Here is a 15,569-nt window from a genome sequence, read left to right on the forward strand (position 1 = left end):
ACCAGCCAAGTATGCGATCCATAAAAAAACTAATCAGCTTCGCGATCCTCTTTACGATCATCTCCACGGTCTATTTTTTCTATTGGGCAGGGCAGCCGATCACCAGCAGCGGCGAACCGATCGCCTTTGCCATCACGCCAGGCAGCGGGGTCGGTGTTGCCTCGCAGCAGATCGCCAAGGCGGGCGTGCCCGTCAACCCGTTCATGTTTTCGATGCTCGCGCGCATCACGCGCAATGCTTCCAAGATCAAGGCCGGCGCCTACGAACTGAAACCGGGCGCCACGCCGCGCTCGCTGATCGCTCAACTCGTGCGCGGCGAGTTTGCGCAAGAATCGCTGACGATCATTGAAGGCTGGACGTTTCGGCAAATGCGCGCCGCCGTTGCCGCCAACAAGAGCCTGAACCATGACACGGCAGAATTGTCTGACAAGGAATTGATGGCCAAGATTTCGACGGAGTACAAGGCACCCGAGGGCTTGTTTTTCCCAGATACTTATCTGTTTGCCAAAGGATCGAGCGACCTGAAAATTTACAAACAGTCGCATGCCCTGCTGATGGAGCGCCTGGCCGCTGCCTGGGCCAAGCGCGATGCCAGCCTGCCTTACAAGACACCGTATGAAGCGCTGATCATGGCGTCCATTGTCGAGAAGGAAACCGGACAAAAGTCGGAACGGGCGATGATCGCCGGCGTCTTCGTCAACCGCCTCAAGCAGGGCATGATGCTGCAGACCGACCCGACCGTCATCTATGGCATGGGCGAGAGCTATTCCGGCAATATCCGCAAAAAGGACCTGGAAGCGGACACCCCGTACAATACTTACGCGCACGTCGGCTTGCCGCCCACGCCGATTTCGCTGCCGGGCGTGCAATCGCTGGCGGCGGCGCTGGGCCCGGCCAAGACCGAGGCGCTGTACTTCGTCTCGCGTGGCGATGGCAGCAGCAAGTTTTCGGACAACCTGCCGGACCATAATAAAGCAGTCAATCAGTACCAACGATAAGTAGCGCGAGTTTTATGACCGATAGCAGCACAGAAAAAGACATGTTCGTAGGCACGCTCGCGGGCAAACCCGCAGGCAAATTTATCAGCTTCGAGGGGATCGATGGCGCGGGAAAATCCACGCACATCGGCTTCGTTGCCGACCTGCTGGCCGCGCGCGGCAAGACGGTTGTGTCGTCGCGCGAACCGGGCGGCACCGCCGTGGGCGAACAGTTACGCGCCTTGCTGTTGCACGAAAAGATGCATCTGGAAACGGAAGCCTTGCTGATGTTCGCCAGCCGGCGCGAGCACATCGCCCAGGTCATCGAACCGGCGCTGAGGCGGGGCGATTGGGTCATCTCCGACCGCTTCACCGATGCCAGCTTCGCCTACCAGGGCGGCGGGCGCGGACTGGACCGCAGCAAGATGGAAGCGCTGGAAAACTGGGTGCATCCCCATCTGCAGCCCGACCTGACCTTGCTGTTCGACGTCCCGCTCGCCGTGGCACGGGCGCGCCTGGACGCAACCCGCACCCTTGACAAGTTCGAACAGGAACAGGCCGACTTCTTTTCTGCCTGCCGCAACGAATACTTGCGCCGCGCAGCCCAGTTCCCGCAGCGCATCGTCGTCATCGATTCGACGCAGACCATCGCCGCCATTCGCGAGCAGATCGGCGCCATACTTGAGAAGCTGCTTTAACATGTTGCCAGACACCACTTTAACAAGAAGCGCCAAGTCGTTGAATGTATGAACAAATCGATTTATCCGTGGCAGGCGCATTCGTGGGAGCAACTGCAATTGCTGCGCCCGCGCATGCCGCATGCAATCCTGTTTCATGGCGCTGCCGGAACCGGCAAGGCAGACTTTATCGAGCGCTTTGCCCAGGCATTGCTGTGCGAGAACGTGCGACCCGACGGGCATGCCTGCGACACGTGCATTTCGTGCGGCTGGTTCACTCAGCACAATCATCCTGACTACCGCCGGGTGCGCCCTGAAGCGCTGGAGGACGAAGCGCCCGAAGGCGAGGAGGGCGCGGACGCCGACGCCGGCAAAAAGGCCAAGCCGATCAAGGGGCCGTCGAAAGAGATCAAGATCGAGCAGATCCGCGCACTGGCGCACTTCATGAACATTTCCACGCACCGGCAGGGTTTGCGCGTGGTGGCGCTGTATCCGGCCGAGGCGCTGAACACCCCGGCCTCGAACGCCTTGCTCAAGACGCTCGAAGAGCCGCCGCCGGGCACGGTATTTTTGCTCGCATCGAACAGCCTGGACCGCCTGCTGCCGACCATTTTGTCGCGCTGCCGCAAGTTTGCGCTGCCGATGCCCGACCACGCGCAGGCAACGGCCTGGCTGAATGCGCAAGGCTTGCCCGACGCCGACAGCTGGCTGCGCGAGCAGGGCGGCGCGCCACTGGCCGCGTTGGCGCAGTCCGAGGCCGGCAACCGCGAAGACATGGAACTGTTGCTGCAGGTATTGGCGAACCCCAGCATTGATGGCGCGCTGAAAACAGCCGACAAATTGAGCAAATCGCCGCTCAGTCCGCTAGTTTCTTGGCAGCAACGATGGCTTTACGATGTGTTTTCCTACAAACTGTCGGGAAGCATCAGATATTTCCCCCGATATCAGAAGGAACTTGCAGCCCTTGCCAGTAAAGTGCACACTTCCAACTTAATGCGGGCTATCAAGAGCGCCAATGAAAGGCGCGCGACTGCGGACCATCCCTTGTCGCCAAGGTTGTTCCTGGAAGATATGTTGCTCGATTACACCGCATGCTGTACTTGAAAGGAAATAGATGAACGGCAAACCAGCTGACCCCAATCTTGCGCAACCCGCACGGCCGTCGGTACTGTCCCTTGCCATCAAGGAAAAGGCAGCACTGTATGCGGCCTATATGCCATTTTTAAAATACGGCGGCATGTTCGTGCCCAGCACCAAGCCCTACAAGCTCGGCGATGAAATTTACCTGATTCTTGCCCTGATGGACGATCCGAACAAGTACCCGATAGCCGGCAAGGTCGCGTGGATCACGCCGGCCGGCGCCAACAATAACAAGGCGCAGGGCATCGGCGTGCATTTTCCTGACGATGAAACCGGCCAGCGCGCCAAGCTGCGCATCGAGGAAATCCTCGGCGCGGCCCTGCGTTCGTCGCGTGCAACCCACACTTTGTAACTTTATTTTTAGCCCTATGCCGTCCTTTATCCATCGTATTGCCCGCCCTGAAGACTTGCCTGTCATCGTCGACATCTACAATTCGACCATCGCTTCCCGTGAAGTTACCGCCGATACCGAACCTGTTTCGGTCGCGTCGCGCCAGCAATGGTTCGATGACCACAACCCCGAGCGCCGGCCACTGTGGGTGATTCATCGGTCTGATGACCAGTCCGCCTCGCCCGAGGTGGTGGGCTGGATGTCGTACTCCAACTTTTACGGCCGTCCCGCTTATTCCGGCACTGCCGAAGTGTCGATTTACATTGCAGAAGCTTGGCGCGGCAAGGGCATCGGGCGTTATTGCTTGGCTGAAGCGATCGCCTTTGCCCCCAACGTTGCCGTGCACACCTTGCTAGGCTTTATCTTTGGCCACAACTTGCCCAGCCTGGCCCTGTTCGAAAAGTTTGGCTTTGCGACCTGGGCCAATTTTCCGGGCGTGGCAAACCTCGACGGCATAGAGCGCGACTTGATTATCCTCGGCAGGCGCGTCGCCTAATTGTTACAATTGTGGGATGTACATCGATTCCCACTGCCATATCAATTTCCCGGAACTTGCAGCCCGGATGCCGGAAATCCTGGCCAAAATGGCCGAGAATAAAGTCACGCACGCCCTGTGCGTGTCGGTCGACCTGCCCGATTTTCCGCAAGTGCTCGCGCTGGCCGAACAATATCCCCATATTTATGCGTCGGTCGGCGTGCATCCCGACTACGTCGACACGCCCGAGCCGAGCGTCGAGCAGCTCGTTGCCCTCTCCGACCATCCCAAGATTGTCGCCATCGGCGAAACGGGTCTCGATTATTTCAGGCTGGAAGGGGACCTGGAGTGGCAGCGCGAACGTTTCAGAACTCACATCAAAGCTTCAAGAATCACCCGCAAGCCGTTGATTATTCACACAAGATCGTCCAGTGCGGACACCATTCGCATCATGCAGGAGGAGGGTGCCGGCACCGACAATGGTGGCGTGGCCGGCGTCATGCATTGCTTCACCGAGTCGCTGGAGGTGGCTGAAGCTGCCATTGCCATGGGCTTTTACATTTCCTTCTCGGGTATTGTGACCTTTAAAAGCGCCAAGGACTTGCAGGCAGTCGCCCGCCTCGTGCCCCTTGAACGCATTCTGATCGAGACCGACTCGCCTTATCTTGCGCCCATGCCGCACCGCGGCAAGATGAACGAGCCCGGTTTTGTGCGCCACGTGGCCGAGTACCTGGCAGACCTGAAAGGCGTGCCGCTGGCCCAGGTCGCCCAACAGACGACCGAAAATTTCTTCAATCTATTCAACATCGTACGCGATTAAGCTCATGTTCATTCTAACGCGCATTGTGGTGCTGGTAAGCATCTTGCTGGCGTCGCCGGCCTGGGCTGACCCGGTCCATGACCTGGTGCTTGCCGCGCAGATGGACAACTTTACCGAGGTCAAAAAACTGTTGGGCAAGGGTCTGAGTCCGAATACGATCGACCCCGTCAGCGGCGAGGCCGTGCTCATGCTCGCTTTGCGCGAAGGATCGGAAGGCGCCGTTGCGGAACTGATTGCCGACAAACGACTCCAACTGGAGCAGCTTGCCCCCAACGGCAACACGGCCCTGATGATGGCTGCGTTCAAGCACAACAAGACTGCCGTCCTGGCCTTGCTGGCGAGGGGCGCCGTCGTCACGCGCCCAGGCTGGACCGCCTTGCATTACGCGGCCGCGAGCGGCGACCGCGACATTGCCGCGATCCTGCTCGAGCACCACGCCTATATCGATGCAGAATCGCCCAGCCAGCTCACGCCACTGATGATTGCGGCCAGGGAAGGGCACTTGGACGTTGCCGAATTGCTGCTGCGCGAGGGCGCCGACGCGCGCCTGCGCAACAACGAGAAACTGACCGCGAGCCAGATCGCCTTGCGCGCCGGCTTTGACGGCATCGCAGCACTCATCGACAAGCATGTCGCGGCGTTGTCGAGCGGGCGGTGAACTTTTCGTCAAGCTAAGAACTGAGGCGTAAAAGCAATTTTCATCGTCGCTTCGATGCAGCTGCCCTTTACCCATAATAGGTAGGTCGAACTGACCCAAGTGCCTTAAAGGAAAACCATGTTGAACGAACGCGAAATCGAAAGCTGCTATCTGGGACAATTTATTCCTGTCCACTATCATCACAATATGCTGATGGACCAGAACCGAATGCACGGTTTCAAGTCCGCGATCAACTACGCGGTCAAGCCGGGTGCCAAGGTGCTCGAACTTGGCGGCGGCACCGGCGTGCTGTCGTGGTTCGCGGCAGGCAAGGCGGCCAAGGTGTATTGCGTCGAGTTCAATCCCGACATGGTCCAGGCGGCGCGCAAGATGCTGGCGATGAATCCAAACGGCCACAAGGTCGAGGTCGTGCATGCGGACGCCTTTGAATACCTGCCGCCTGAGCCGGTCGACGTTGTCATTTGCGAAATGATCCACGTTGCCATGGTCCGCGAGAAACAGGTGGAAGTGCTGGAATCGTTCAAACGCCGCTATCTGGCGCGCTTTGGCGGCCCGTTGCCCGTATTTTTGCCGGAAGCGGTCATCATGGCTGTGCAGCCATTGCAGCAAGATTATGATTTTGAAGGTTTCTACGCGCCGATTGTCCAGTTCCAGGAAACGGCTTCGCACGCGCCGGGTACGGTCGAACTGGCGCCGGCTGCGGTGTACAGCATTCTCGACTTCAGCCAGCCGAACGATACGCTGGTCGCTTGGGAAGGCACGTTCCGGATCGAAAAGGGCGGTTGCGTCAATGCGATGCGTTTCATTACCAAAAACATCCTGGCCGTCGTGCCAGAGGAAAACAGTACGATTGACTGGTTGAATCATTACATGAGCCTGCCCATGACCAAGCCGGTGCAGGTGCAGGCGGGTGATGTCATCCACGTTAGTTTCCAGTACCGCACGGGTGGTTCGATTCCCGCCCTGGAAGCAGCCATCAAGGTGGAAGTGCAGCGCGCCACGGTGGACGCCTCGGCCGCCGTGACGGCCGCGTACGCCTGATTTCCTGCCCGTTCGGACGGCCCAGGCCTTAAAATGTGGGCTTCAACTCCCACTCTTAAATATTGCACATGGAAACTATTGATCAGCGCTATCTCGTCCAACAGAACAAACTCAGCGACGAAGGCAAAAAGCCACCTGTTTTTGCCAAGGTGATGCGCAGCAAGGAAGGCAAGTTCGAAGGCGTGTCCTTTATCAAGAACAAGGAAAAGGCCACGATCATGACGGTTTCGGAAGCGCAGGAAGTCATCGACTGGGCGTCGAGCAAGAAAGTTGGCGCGCATGAGTATGCGACCAAGATCATTTGTGTCGGGCAGTAAAAGGCGCGCTTAATTGGGCGCCGGTGCGACCGCTTGTCGCAGCATTTTCCAGCTTCATCGCACCCAGTTGCAGTTGGTCGCACCACCATTGAACCGGTCGCAGGCCCGCGCTACAGTCACTTCACCTGAACGTTTTCCTGACTGGAGCAAATGATGTTAAGTTTCCTGCTGTGGCTTGTATTGCTGATCCTGTGCTGGCCGCTGGCACTGCTGGCCCTGATCCTTTATCCGCTTGTCTGGCTGCTGATGCTGCCGTTTCGCCTGGTCGGCATTGGCGTGGGGGCGGTCTTCGAACTGTTGCGCTCGATTGTAATGCTGCCGGCGCGCATCCTGCGCAGCAGCCCCGGCCGGTAAGATTGCCAGCCGCCTCTTCGTTCTAGGCATCAGTTCGGCAGCGAACCGCTAAGTGGGTCATTTAACAGACGTATTCCCGGAATACCGGTATGTTGGATTCTTTCTTTAACGGGATCCATCATGCGTCTTGATATCTATCGCAGAGCCGAAAGCGACGGCAAGTTTTCCTACCTGGCCGTACCTCAGGATCGTAATATTCCTAATGAGGCCATCAATACCGACTGGGAAGTGGAGGCGAGGGCGGTGGAAGTGGAAGACCAGGCCGACCGGATCACCGATTACGATATCGAGCACCTGTCGGACCAGATTGCCGAAAAAGGATATGCCGTCACGGCATTGCATTGATCAAAGGCGCTTGCAGCCGCAGTTGCCAATAGCCCACGTCCACCCAGCGACCGAATTTGAATCCGACTTCGCTGAAGTGGGCTACTTTGTCAAACTTCATGGATTCATGCAGACCGATGCTGGCGTCATTCGGCAAGGCGATGCCGCCAATTACCAGGTGGCGGCCAGCATTGCGCAACCGCTCGAACAGCGCGCCGTACAGCGCCCGGCCCAAGCCGTGCCGCGCAGCTTCCGGCGCGACATACACACTGCTTTCCACTGAAAACCGATAGGCGGGACGCACTCGCCAGGGCGTGGCATACGCGTAGGCGGCAACTTTGCCATCGATTGTCGCGACCAGCCATGGAAGCGCTGCGCTGTGCACGGCGGCAATGCGCATTTGCATGTCGGCCTCGGACACGGGTTCTTCTTCGAAACTGATGGTCGTGGTACGGACAAAGTGATTGTAGATAGCCGCGATGGCGCAGGCATCGTCGGCGGTGGCGTCGCGCAAATGCAATTCGAAGCTCCTGTCAATGAGATAAGTTTCCAGCTTACCGCCGCCGGAACCGGCCCGTCAATGGGCCGGTCTTACACACTGCTTACGGGTTGGCGCTGGCACTCATTGTCACGCCTGCAATTGCCTTGTAGGCGAGGACGCCTATGTGCCAAATACCGGCGGCCGGGTCTGTTACCACGCAGCTTTCGGCGTTGGCCGTATTGGTTGAACGGCAGGTCGCATCGGCGCTTGTTGGCTTGGCGTTAAACCGGACGTACAGATCGGCGTCACCTGTGCCGCCGCTGGTTTTGACCGTCAGCGTGTTGGCGCATTCAGGAACGGTGATGGTGTAAAACAGCCACGCGCCGGCAGCAGCTGATTGGTTGGGCTGGTTCACGGTCATGGGAGCGCACGTTGTGGCGGTCACGCTGGGGAGCGAATTCATCAGTGTGGTCGTCACATCGCCATCTTGGCCGATAGCGATCTGGTACAGGCGGTCAAATTCGGTTTCCGGGATGGCGGGAACCACGTCGCCGCTCAACAGGCGCACCAATTCCGGCACGGTGTTGGAGTGACCCACGACCAGGGTGTTGCCGGGCAGCGCCTTCAGCTGCGCAACGAAGTTTGCCATCTGGCTATCGTCATAGATTTGAACCGGGACACTGGTTAGCGTGCTCAGCGGCTGGGCTGTTTGGCGGGTACGCGCAAAATTGGTGCTGTAGATGCTGGTGATGCCGGACTTTTTTAGCGATGCAGCGATATTGTTGGCACGGGTGACGCCTTCTGCGGTCAGGACGGGGTCGGTGCCGGTGGCTGACTTTTCGGCGTGGCGCGTCAGGTAAATGAACTTGGCGTCTGCCGAGGCGAATGAAGGTGCCAGTGCCGCCAGTACCAGTGCGATCGAACAGAGCAGTCGTGATTGAAATTTCATGCAGATATCCTTTTGGTTGAGATGGTCGAGCCGCCAGCGGTATGCCTGGTCAGCCATTTCTTAATCTTCCATTAACGTTGCAGCCTGAGGTTAGTAGATACAAATCCCGCTGTCGAAACATTTGTGTTGATGTGTGACATTTTTACATCACGCACAAACAAAAGTTTAATTAATGGTCATGACAAAGGTCTTTTTTCAATTTATTAACATTTTGACGTGCGGAATTTGGGTGCCGCTGCGATGTCTACCAGACTGCGCGGGTCAGTTCCGGTGGCTCACTTGCACCCTTGTCGGATCAGGCAATTCGAGTGGGAGTGATGAACGCGACGCGCGCAAGCGAACGTACAGGCGTCTGGCTACGAGAAGACGCGCAGGGATATGTATGGGCGGCAGTTGCCGCCGCTGACACCGAGCAAAAACCGCGGATCGGCAGAACGACGTGCATGACGCGGCTGTTACGCCGGTATTGAAAAGGTTGCTACAACCATCCCGGTCGGCTGGTCTGGGCAGCCGGTCATGGAATTATGCTGGTTTCAAGTTCTCAGGAGCTGCGAGCAGTACCCACGGTATGGCCATCGGGCCCAGCAGAGCCGCTGTCATTGTTCGGAGAGCCGTTTCTTTAACGTTGCGGTGTTTCGCAATGCCGAGGCAGATCACGTTCGACAGCAGCCAGACCAAAGCCGGTAAATATGCATTCATGGAATCTCCAGGTACTTGTCTGTTAGATGATCACGCATGCTGACATGAAAAAACTGACAACGCAACAGTTGATCGCGGACCGGTCATGCGACAGTCGCGGGCAAGTATTTACACCAGCAGTCCAGGGCACACTAACTTCGCATAATTTATATTATGTCAAATCAGAGAGAGTCATGGCATCGATGTCGTTGGTGTGAACGTCCGGTGAATGGCGACAGTAAGCCGACACAAGGATCCCCCTTCTAACGACACAATTTTTGGTTCATATGATATTCGCGTAAATCCGCCCCATTATCGTGGCGCCGTTCTCGCCGCTTCAATGGAACCTCGCAGGTCGAGGTTTGCGATAGCAGATATTTGTTGACGCGCGTTGGTCGTGGCAACACTGTCGCGTTACCGGGATCCCCCGGCGATTCAGACTTTGGAGTCTTCCCATGAATCCTACATGGACCTATAAAGACGGCCAATTTTCGGCAACCTCGGTAGATGGAATTAAGTTGGTGACTCGGCCTGTCGACCTACCCTTCGCAGGTGTGGCCGACCTCTCATGTGCATGAGTTCGATGCCGGCGAGCACGCAAGCAGCCGAGCGGCATGATGTGAAGTTGAGCATTGCCTTGGCAGTGCGGTTCCTTGTCCATGTGGGAAACGTCAGCGTTGCCTCGAGCCCGCCACTATCGCGATTGACCAGGGTCAGCGTCCCGTCCAGCGCCAGACTCAGTTGCTGCGCGATGGCTAAACCTAACCCGGTGCCACCGGTACCTCTGTTGCGTGAACTCTCGATCCGGTAGAACGGCTGGAACACCTGCTCGATTAATTCGGGTGCGATGCCCGGGCCGCAGTCGCGCACGTGCACGGCCAACAAGCCTTCTTTGGCAATACCAACGTCAATCTCCACAGGTCCGGCGAACTTCAGTGCATTGTCAGTCAAATTCATCACAATGCGCCGCAGCGTGTGCGGGCGGGTGGTGGCCACCTGCGCCAGATCGCCGCCCAGTTGTACGCTGTGGCCGGCATCGACGTAGTCACACACCAGGGTGTCGAGCAAGGCGCCAATATCGACCAGGCACGGCGCTTCGGTAATCCGGTCGGCGCTGCGCGCGTAGGCGATGCCTTCTTCGACCAGCACCTGCATGGCATTGAGGTCAGATTCCATCTTGGCGCGCAGCGCCGGGTTGGCCATCAGGTCGGCGCGCAGGCGCATGCGGGTGATCGGCGTTTGCAGATCATGCGAAATGGCGGCCAAAATGCGCACCCGCTCGGCCAGGTGCTCCTTGATGCGGCGCCCCATGGCGTTAAACGCGGCCGCAGCCCTGGCTACCTCCAGCGGACCATCCTCGGCAATTGGCTCACATTGCATTGACGTGCCTAGTTCTTCGGCAGCTTCGGCCAGCCGCTGCAGCGTCGCGGTGGCCTGGCGCACGGCAATCCAAGTCAGCACCGCCACCGCCAGCGCCTGCAGCAGGAAGATCACGCCGCCCCACCAATGCACCTGCTGTTCGGTTGCGTGCAGCGCGACCGTGAGCAGGGCGCCGTCGGTAAGCGTCAGGTGCAGGTGCAGCGCCTGGTCCGAATCGGGGGAAGCGCTGGCGCCTACCGCGTAGCGGCCGTTCAATTCTTGCGCAATCACCCCGGTGAAGGCGCGCGCCCGCTCAGACGTCACCTTGTCTGCGCGCGGCGCACGCGTTCCCGCCGGCGCCAGATGAAAGCTGTACGCCTTGCGCTGCATCCGGTTCAACCATGCGCTACGCGCCTGCCAGTCTGACGACTCAAGCGCGGGAACCAGCAGCGAGAGGTCTTTGGCCAGGTAGTAGCTGCGCTCCGTAGTATGATCGCCGACCATCTGGAAGTGACCGGCGCCTGCGGTAATCAGGTGCGTGGCCAGCAATGTCAGGCACCAGGCCAGCGCCAGGCGCAAAAACAGCGTGCGTGGCATCAAAGCGGTCATGGCGCGCACACCTCGCACCCCACGTCCGCCGCAAAGATGTATCCCCCACTGCGCATGGTTTTGATCAGGCGCGGCTCGCGCGGATCGTCGCGCAGGCGCTTGCGTAGCCTGCTCACCAGGATATCGATTGAGCGGTCGAACACGTCCGCTTCCCGGCCTTGCGTCAGGCCCAGCAGCTGGTCGCGCGTGAGTACGCGCCCAGGATGCTCAAGAAAGACCCGCAGCAGCCGGTATTCGGCGCCGCTCAGGGCCACCATGATGCCTTGCTCGTCGAGCAGGTGGCGCGCGTGGGTGTCGAGCCGCCATGCGTTAAAACGCAGCACTTGTGCGCTGTCGCGCAGCAAGACAGTGGCCGGCACCATGCGCGCGCGGCGCAGCACGGCGCGGATGCGTGCCAGCAGTTCACGCGATGCGAACGGTTTGGTCAGGTAGTCGTCGGCCCCCATCTCAAGGCCGAGGATGCGGTCTGCCTCTTCATTTTTTGCCGTCAGCATCAGGATCGGGACCGGTGCTGCAGCGTCGGCGTGCAGGCTGCGGCACAGTGCCAGGCCATCTTCGCCGGGCAGCATCAGGTCGAGCACGATCATGTCGACCGCAGTCGCGGCCAGCACGGCGCGCATCTGGCGGCCACTGGCCGCCGTGCTGACCCGAAAGCCGTGCCTTTCCAGATACTGACCCAGCAAATCGCGAATTTCCTCATCGTCGTCGACGATCAGTATGTGATCCATTTTTTCCATAGTCGCTTTATAGCGTATTTCCTATCGGTCAATCCGGATTATTTGTTTCTCGATTGTTTCCCGCGCTGATGGATACACAAGCGCGTCAAAAAGCGGTGCGCTTGACACATTCAGGATACCTGTCCCGGTTCCAATGGTGCTCATGCCATCCCACCGTTGCCCTGCCCTATGAAAGCATTATGAAAAAACCCCTGATCACCCTGAAAGAGCTGGAGAAACGCTACGACACCAGTGCCGGTTCGTTCAGCGCGCTCAAGCGCATCAACCTCGAAGTGCAACGCGGCGAATTCGTGGCCGTGGTCGGCAAATCCGGCAGCGGCAAGTCAACGTTGCTCAACCTGGTGGCCGGCATCGATGCCGTCAGCGCGGGCGAGGTATGGATCGACAATTGCCCGGTGCACCGTATGAACGCGTCGGAACTTGCAAGCTGGCGTGGCAAGCACATGGGCGTGGTGTTTCAATTCTTCCAGTTGCTTCCCACTCTGACCGTGGCTGAAAACGTGATGTTGCCCATGGACTTTTGCAAAACCTGGCCGAGCGCCGAGCGCCGCGCGCGCGCATTGCGCTTGCTGGCCAGGTTGGGCATCGTGGATCAGGCCGACAAACTGCCCAGTGCCCTTTCTGGCGGCCAGCAGCAACGCGCCGCCATTGCGCGCGCCTTGGCCAATGATCCGTCGATCCTGGTAGCCGACGAACCGACCGGAAACCTGGACACAGACACGACCGTCGGCATCATGCAACTGTTCGCCTCGCTGGTGGCGGAAGGCAAAACGGTGCTGATGGTCACCCACGAGCGCGACTTCAGCCCCTACTTTACTCGCATCATTACGTTGTGCGATGGCGCCATTGAAGCGACGACGTCTAGCCGGGTGCAGCATGCTTAGCCCGCGCTGGATCAAATTGCTGCGCGACGCCCAAGCCACGCCGGGCCGCATTGCGCTGATGGTGCTGGCCATTGCCGCTGGCGTGTGCGGCATGGCTACCATGCTCAGCAGCTACACCATCCTGAGCCGCGAAACCACCCGCAACTACCTGGACACCAATCCCCCCTCGGCCACGATGCAGCTGGACCGCATCGACGCCCCGCTGATGGCGGCGGTGCGGCGCTTTCCTGGCATTGCTGACGCCCAGGCCAGTTCGATCGTGGGCGCGGCCGTGCAGGTCGGCGCCGCCTGGCTCCCACTCACCATATTTGTCGTCGATGACTTTAGCGCGCTGCGCATCAACACCGTGTACCGGGAGGCCGGCGCCTGGCCGCCGCCACCGGCCACGCTGCTGCTCGAACGCGACGTGCTGCCCATGATGGGAGCGCGCATCGGTGCGCCGCTTAAGGTCAGAACCGCAGACGGCGTGCAGTATGCGCTGGCCATTTCAGGCACCTTGCACGACCCGGCGTTGCCACCGGCCAGCCGCGGTTCAACCGTGTATGCCTACGCGACTGCGGCCACCGTGGCCGGCATGGGTCTGGATGGCGATTTGCGCCAGCTTAAGCTGAAAGTGCGCGACCGCCCCTTCGACATCGAGGCCATCGAAGCGAGCGTCGCCCCGCTCGCGCTATGGCTGCAAAGCCAGGGCCGCAGCGTCGAGCAGATCCGCATTCCGCCGCCAGGCCAGCACCCGCACCAGAAAGTGATGTCGTCGATCACGTTCATGCTACTCATTTTTAGCGGCATCGCGTGTGTCCTGAGCGCGATGCTGACGGCCACGATGCTAGGCAGCATGCTGGCGCAGCAGACGCGCCAGATCGGCGTCATGAAAACCATCGGCGCGCGCACTACCCAAATTGCTGTGCTGTATCTGTCGATGGTGCTCATGATAGGGCTGTTGGCGACAGCGCTTGGCACGTGGGCCGGTCTGGCCGCCGGGCGCGCGTTTTCTGCCGTGGTGCTCAGGCAAATCTTGAACTTCACGATGTTCAGCGACGCGCTGCCCTGGTCTAGTTACCTGTTGCTGGCCGCCACCGGTGTGCTGGTGCCGCTGCTGCTGGCAACCGTGCCTATTTGGCAGGCAAGCCAAATGACGGTGCTTGCCGCCATCACCGATTTTGGCAGCGCGCGCCAGGATTACCCCGTCCGCGCTCGCTGGCTGAACTTGCTTCCTTGGCTGGACCGCAACTTGTTGATGGCGCTGCGAAACAGCTTTCGGCGTCGGAGCCGCCTGCTGTTCATCCTCGCCTTGCTGGCCATGGCGGGCGCCATGTTTGTCAGCAGCCTGAACGTGCGCAAGGCCTCGCAACAACACCTGGTAGAGGCGGCACTGGAGCGCCACTATGATATGGAAATCGCGCTCAATCGCTTTGAAGCGATCGACGCGGTGTGCGCCATCATCGGTGCGGTGCCCGGCGTGGCGCAGGTCGAGCCGTGGAACAGCAGCGCCACCAGCAAGGCGCGCGCTGACGGTCTGGAAATTGAACGTGTCTATCCTGACGGTGTCCACGGCAGTTTGAGCATGGCGGCGCCGCCGCTATCGAGCACGATGCTCAAGCTGAGCATGCGCGAAGGCCATTGGCTTAGGGCAGACCAGCCCGGCACAGTGGTGCTCAACAGCGCGGCATTGGATTTCTTCCCGCATGTGAAGGTCGGCGACGACATCAGCTTGGCCAGCCACGGCAAAGTAGCGCGCTTGCGCCTGGTGGGCATCGCGCGCCAAGCCATGGCGGCGGCCACGGCCTACGTTACGCCAGCGAGCTATGCCGACCTGGCCGGGCAGGCAGGACGCGCCAGCACGTACCGGGTAGTGATGCGTTCCCATGACGAGCGCAGTATCGCGGTGGTGACTGCTGCTGTCGAAAAGGCGCTGGCGCAAAATCGTATCGGTACCCGCATCAGCATCACGGAAGTCATGCTGCGCAAGGACAGTGATGGACATTTCGACTTGCTGATCGCGGGGCTATTGTTCATTTCTGTCCTGATGGCACTGGTTGGCAGCGTCGGCCTCGGCTCGGCCATGAGCAGCAGCGTGAGCGAGCGCAGCCGCGAATTTGGCATCATGCGCTGCATTGGCGCGCGCTCCGGTGTGGTGCTGCGCAATATTGTTTGCGAGGGCGTGTTTATTGCACTGCTTAGCCTGCCGTTGGCCATCTTGCTGGCTTTGCCCATATCGGCGGCGATCGGCACCTTTTTGGGCGAAATGCTATTTGGCGTCGCCTTTCCGCTGGCGCTCTCTGCCAAAGCCGTGTTGATCTGGATTGGGCTGGTCCTGGCCGGCGCGGTTATAGCGTCTGCAGTGCCCGCTTGGAAGGCATCGCGTTTCACTATTCAGCAATCACTGTCGCATCTTTAAAGGAAATGTCATGAAAAAATCACTGTGTACCCTGTTTATTGTTGTACTGGGCTTGCTGGCCATCTATAGCGCCGCGCAATTTGTCGATGTCACAGAGATTGTCGCGCGCTTGCATGGCGGGTAGTCTGGCACCGAGGAACTGGCGGAATCTGCGGCGTGAGCGAGAATATTGTGCTTTTCGGCAATGTAATGAGGGGGGAGCTGTTAACAATGGACCGTCAGTGCCGCGGCTTGAACAATGAAATGAAGGAATCTGTTCGCTTCAATCCGCACTAGCGCCCGGACGGTACACAAAACGCG

The 15,569-nt window shown here is 59.3% G+C and carries 18 protein-coding genes; 13 read left to right on the forward strand and 5 right to left on the reverse strand.

Going from position 1 to position 15,569, the window contains the following annotated elements:
* Window positions 1-11: 11 nt before the first annotated feature.
* The 11 genes from mltG to ACP7BV_RS18845 all read left to right on the forward strand — a co-directional run bounded on the left by mltG (window position 12) and on the right by ACP7BV_RS18845 (window position 7,195).
* A complete protein-coding gene (gene mltG, locus ACP7BV_RS18795; protein WP_426105967.1) occupies window positions 12-998 on the forward strand; it encodes an endolytic transglycosylase MltG in 987 nt (328 codons plus the stop codon).
* Window positions 999-1,039: 41 nt separating this feature from the next.
* A complete protein-coding gene (gene tmk / locus ACP7BV_RS18800) occupies window positions 1,040-1,675 on the forward strand; it encodes a dTMP kinase (protein WP_426105968.1) in 636 nt (211 codons plus the stop codon).
* Window positions 1,676-1,723: 48 nt separating this feature from the next.
* Complete coding sequence (locus tag ACP7BV_RS18805) at window positions 1,724-2,758, forward strand: DNA polymerase III subunit delta' (RefSeq protein WP_426105969.1); 1,035 nt, start codon at window positions 1,724-1,726, stop codon at window positions 2,756-2,758.
* A 10-nt stretch (window positions 2,759-2,768) separates the two neighbouring features.
* Window positions 2,769-3,146 (forward strand): PilZ domain-containing protein, encoded by a 378-nt coding sequence (locus ACP7BV_RS18810; protein WP_426105970.1) that lies wholly within the window; start codon window positions 2,769-2,771, stop codon window positions 3,144-3,146.
* A gap of 16 nt (window positions 3,147-3,162) precedes the next feature.
* Window positions 3,163-3,681 (forward strand): GNAT family N-acetyltransferase, encoded by a 519-nt coding sequence (locus ACP7BV_RS18815; RefSeq protein WP_426106028.1) that lies wholly within the window; start codon window positions 3,163-3,165, stop codon window positions 3,679-3,681.
* Between the two features lie 16 nt (window positions 3,682-3,697).
* Entirely contained in the window at window positions 3,698-4,480 is a 783-nt protein-coding gene (locus tag ACP7BV_RS18820; RefSeq protein WP_426105971.1) for a TatD family hydrolase, read from the forward strand.
* Between the two features lie 4 nt (window positions 4,481-4,484).
* Window positions 4,485-5,138: an ankyrin repeat domain-containing protein gene (locus ACP7BV_RS18825; RefSeq protein ID WP_426105972.1), complete on the forward strand. Its 654-nt coding sequence runs from the start codon at window positions 4,485-4,487 to the stop codon at window positions 5,136-5,138.
* A gap of 117 nt (window positions 5,139-5,255) precedes the next feature.
* The gene (locus ACP7BV_RS18830) at window positions 5,256-6,179 is read left to right on the forward strand and encodes a methyltransferase domain-containing protein (RefSeq protein ID WP_426105974.1); all 924 of its coding nucleotides are present in this window, start codon (window positions 5,256-5,258) and stop codon (window positions 6,177-6,179) included.
* Window positions 6,180-6,247: 68 nt separating this feature from the next.
* The gene (locus ACP7BV_RS18835; RefSeq protein WP_426105975.1) at window positions 6,248-6,496 is read left to right on the forward strand and encodes a hypothetical protein; all 249 of its coding nucleotides are present in this window, start codon (window positions 6,248-6,250) and stop codon (window positions 6,494-6,496) included.
* Window positions 6,497-6,649: 153 nt separating this feature from the next.
* Window positions 6,650-6,850 (forward strand): hypothetical protein, encoded by a 201-nt coding sequence (locus ACP7BV_RS18840; RefSeq protein WP_426106030.1) that lies wholly within the window; start codon window positions 6,650-6,652, stop codon window positions 6,848-6,850.
* 120 nt (window positions 6,851-6,970) lie between these two features.
* Window positions 6,971-7,195: a DUF6139 family protein gene (locus ACP7BV_RS18845; RefSeq protein WP_426105976.1), complete on the forward strand. Its 225-nt coding sequence runs from the start codon at window positions 6,971-6,973 to the stop codon at window positions 7,193-7,195.
* Here ACP7BV_RS18845 and ACP7BV_RS18850 read toward each other — a convergent pair.
* The 5 genes from ACP7BV_RS18850 to ACP7BV_RS18870 all read right to left on the reverse strand — a co-directional run bounded on the left by ACP7BV_RS18850 (window position 7,179) and on the right by ACP7BV_RS18870 (window position 11,987).
* A complete protein-coding gene (locus tag ACP7BV_RS18850; protein ID WP_426105977.1) occupies window positions 7,179-7,694 on the reverse strand; it encodes an arsinothricin resistance N-acetyltransferase ArsN1 family B in 516 nt (171 codons plus the stop codon). The genes ACP7BV_RS18845 and ACP7BV_RS18850 overlap by 17 nt on opposite strands.
* Before the next feature lie 82 nt (window positions 7,695-7,776).
* On the reverse strand, window positions 7,777-8,661 hold the full coding sequence (locus tag ACP7BV_RS18855) for a pre-peptidase C-terminal domain-containing protein (RefSeq protein ID WP_426105979.1): 885 nt from the start codon (window positions 8,659-8,661) through the stop codon (window positions 7,777-7,779).
* A gap of 465 nt (window positions 8,662-9,126) precedes the next feature.
* A complete protein-coding gene (locus tag ACP7BV_RS18860; RefSeq protein WP_426105981.1) occupies window positions 9,127-9,303 on the reverse strand; it encodes a hypothetical protein in 177 nt (58 codons plus the stop codon).
* Between the two features lie 492 nt (window positions 9,304-9,795).
* Window positions 9,796-11,250 (reverse strand): sensor histidine kinase, encoded by a 1,455-nt coding sequence (locus ACP7BV_RS18865; protein WP_426105983.1) that lies wholly within the window; start codon window positions 11,248-11,250, stop codon window positions 9,796-9,798.
* Window positions 11,247-11,987 carry a response regulator gene (locus tag ACP7BV_RS18870; RefSeq protein WP_426105985.1) on the reverse strand — a complete coding sequence of 247 codons (741 nt, stop codon included), beginning with the start codon at window positions 11,985-11,987 and terminating at the stop codon, window positions 11,247-11,249. Before ACP7BV_RS18870 ends, ACP7BV_RS18865 begins: the two co-directional genes overlap by 4 nt.
* A gap of 179 nt (window positions 11,988-12,166) precedes the next feature.
* Between ACP7BV_RS18870 and ACP7BV_RS18875 the strand changes: the two genes are divergently transcribed.
* Window positions 12,167-12,871 carry an ABC transporter ATP-binding protein gene (locus ACP7BV_RS18875; protein ID WP_426105987.1) on the forward strand — a complete coding sequence of 235 codons (705 nt, stop codon included), beginning with the start codon at window positions 12,167-12,169 and terminating at the stop codon, window positions 12,869-12,871.
* Window positions 12,864-15,269, forward strand: coding sequence for an ABC transporter permease (locus ACP7BV_RS18880; RefSeq protein WP_426105989.1), 2,406 nt, complete (start codon window positions 12,864-12,866; stop codon window positions 15,267-15,269). The genes ACP7BV_RS18875 and ACP7BV_RS18880 overlap by 8 nt, the downstream gene beginning before the upstream one ends.
* Window positions 15,270-15,569 lie beyond the last annotated feature (300 nt).

This window comes from Massilia sp. TSP1-1-2, assembly GCF_049896185.1.
Lineage (GTDB): Bacteria > Pseudomonadota > Gammaproteobacteria > Burkholderiales > Burkholderiaceae_D > Telluria_A.

Coding starts and splice junctions, on each gene's coding strand:
- ACP7BV_RS18860 (WP_426105981.1), bottom strand. CDS start 9,303: ATGAATGCATATTTACCGGCTTTGGTCTGGCTGCTGTCGAACGTGATC.
- ACP7BV_RS18845 (WP_426105976.1), top strand. CDS start 6,971: ATGCGTCTTGATATCTATCGCAGAGCCGAAAGCGACGGCAAGTTTTCC.
- ACP7BV_RS18855 (WP_426105979.1), bottom strand. CDS start 8,661: ATGGCTGACCAGGCATACCGCTGGCGGCTCGACCATCTCAACCAAAAG.
- ACP7BV_RS18805 (WP_426105969.1), top strand. CDS start 1,724: ATGAACAAATCGATTTATCCGTGGCAGGCGCATTCGTGGGAGCAACTG.
- ACP7BV_RS18880 (WP_426105989.1), top strand. CDS start 12,864: ATGCTTAGCCCGCGCTGGATCAAATTGCTGCGCGACGCCCAAGCCACG.
- ACP7BV_RS18835 (WP_426105975.1), top strand. CDS start 6,248: ATGGAAACTATTGATCAGCGCTATCTCGTCCAACAGAACAAACTCAGC.
- ACP7BV_RS18830 (WP_426105974.1), top strand. CDS start 5,256: ATGTTGAACGAACGCGAAATCGAAAGCTGCTATCTGGGACAATTTATT.
- mltG (WP_426105967.1), top strand. CDS start 12: ATGCGATCCATAAAAAAACTAATCAGCTTCGCGATCCTCTTTACGATC.
- ACP7BV_RS18875 (WP_426105987.1), top strand. CDS start 12,167: ATGAAAAAACCCCTGATCACCCTGAAAGAGCTGGAGAAACGCTACGAC.
- ACP7BV_RS18820 (WP_426105971.1), top strand. CDS start 3,698: ATGTACATCGATTCCCACTGCCATATCAATTTCCCGGAACTTGCAGCC.
- ACP7BV_RS18815 (WP_426106028.1), top strand. CDS start 3,163: ATGCCGTCCTTTATCCATCGTATTGCCCGCCCTGAAGACTTGCCTGTC.
- ACP7BV_RS18825 (WP_426105972.1), top strand. CDS start 4,485: ATGTTCATTCTAACGCGCATTGTGGTGCTGGTAAGCATCTTGCTGGCG.
- ACP7BV_RS18870 (WP_426105985.1), bottom strand. CDS start 11,987: ATGGAAAAAATGGATCACATACTGATCGTCGACGACGATGAGGAAATT.
- tmk (WP_426105968.1), top strand. CDS start 1,040: ATGTTCGTAGGCACGCTCGCGGGCAAACCCGCAGGCAAATTTATCAGC.
- ACP7BV_RS18840 (WP_426106030.1), top strand. CDS start 6,650: ATGTTAAGTTTCCTGCTGTGGCTTGTATTGCTGATCCTGTGCTGGCCG.
- ACP7BV_RS18810 (WP_426105970.1), top strand. CDS start 2,769: ATGAACGGCAAACCAGCTGACCCCAATCTTGCGCAACCCGCACGGCCG.
- ACP7BV_RS18865 (WP_426105983.1), bottom strand. CDS start 11,250: ATGACCGCTTTGATGCCACGCACGCTGTTTTTGCGCCTGGCGCTGGCC.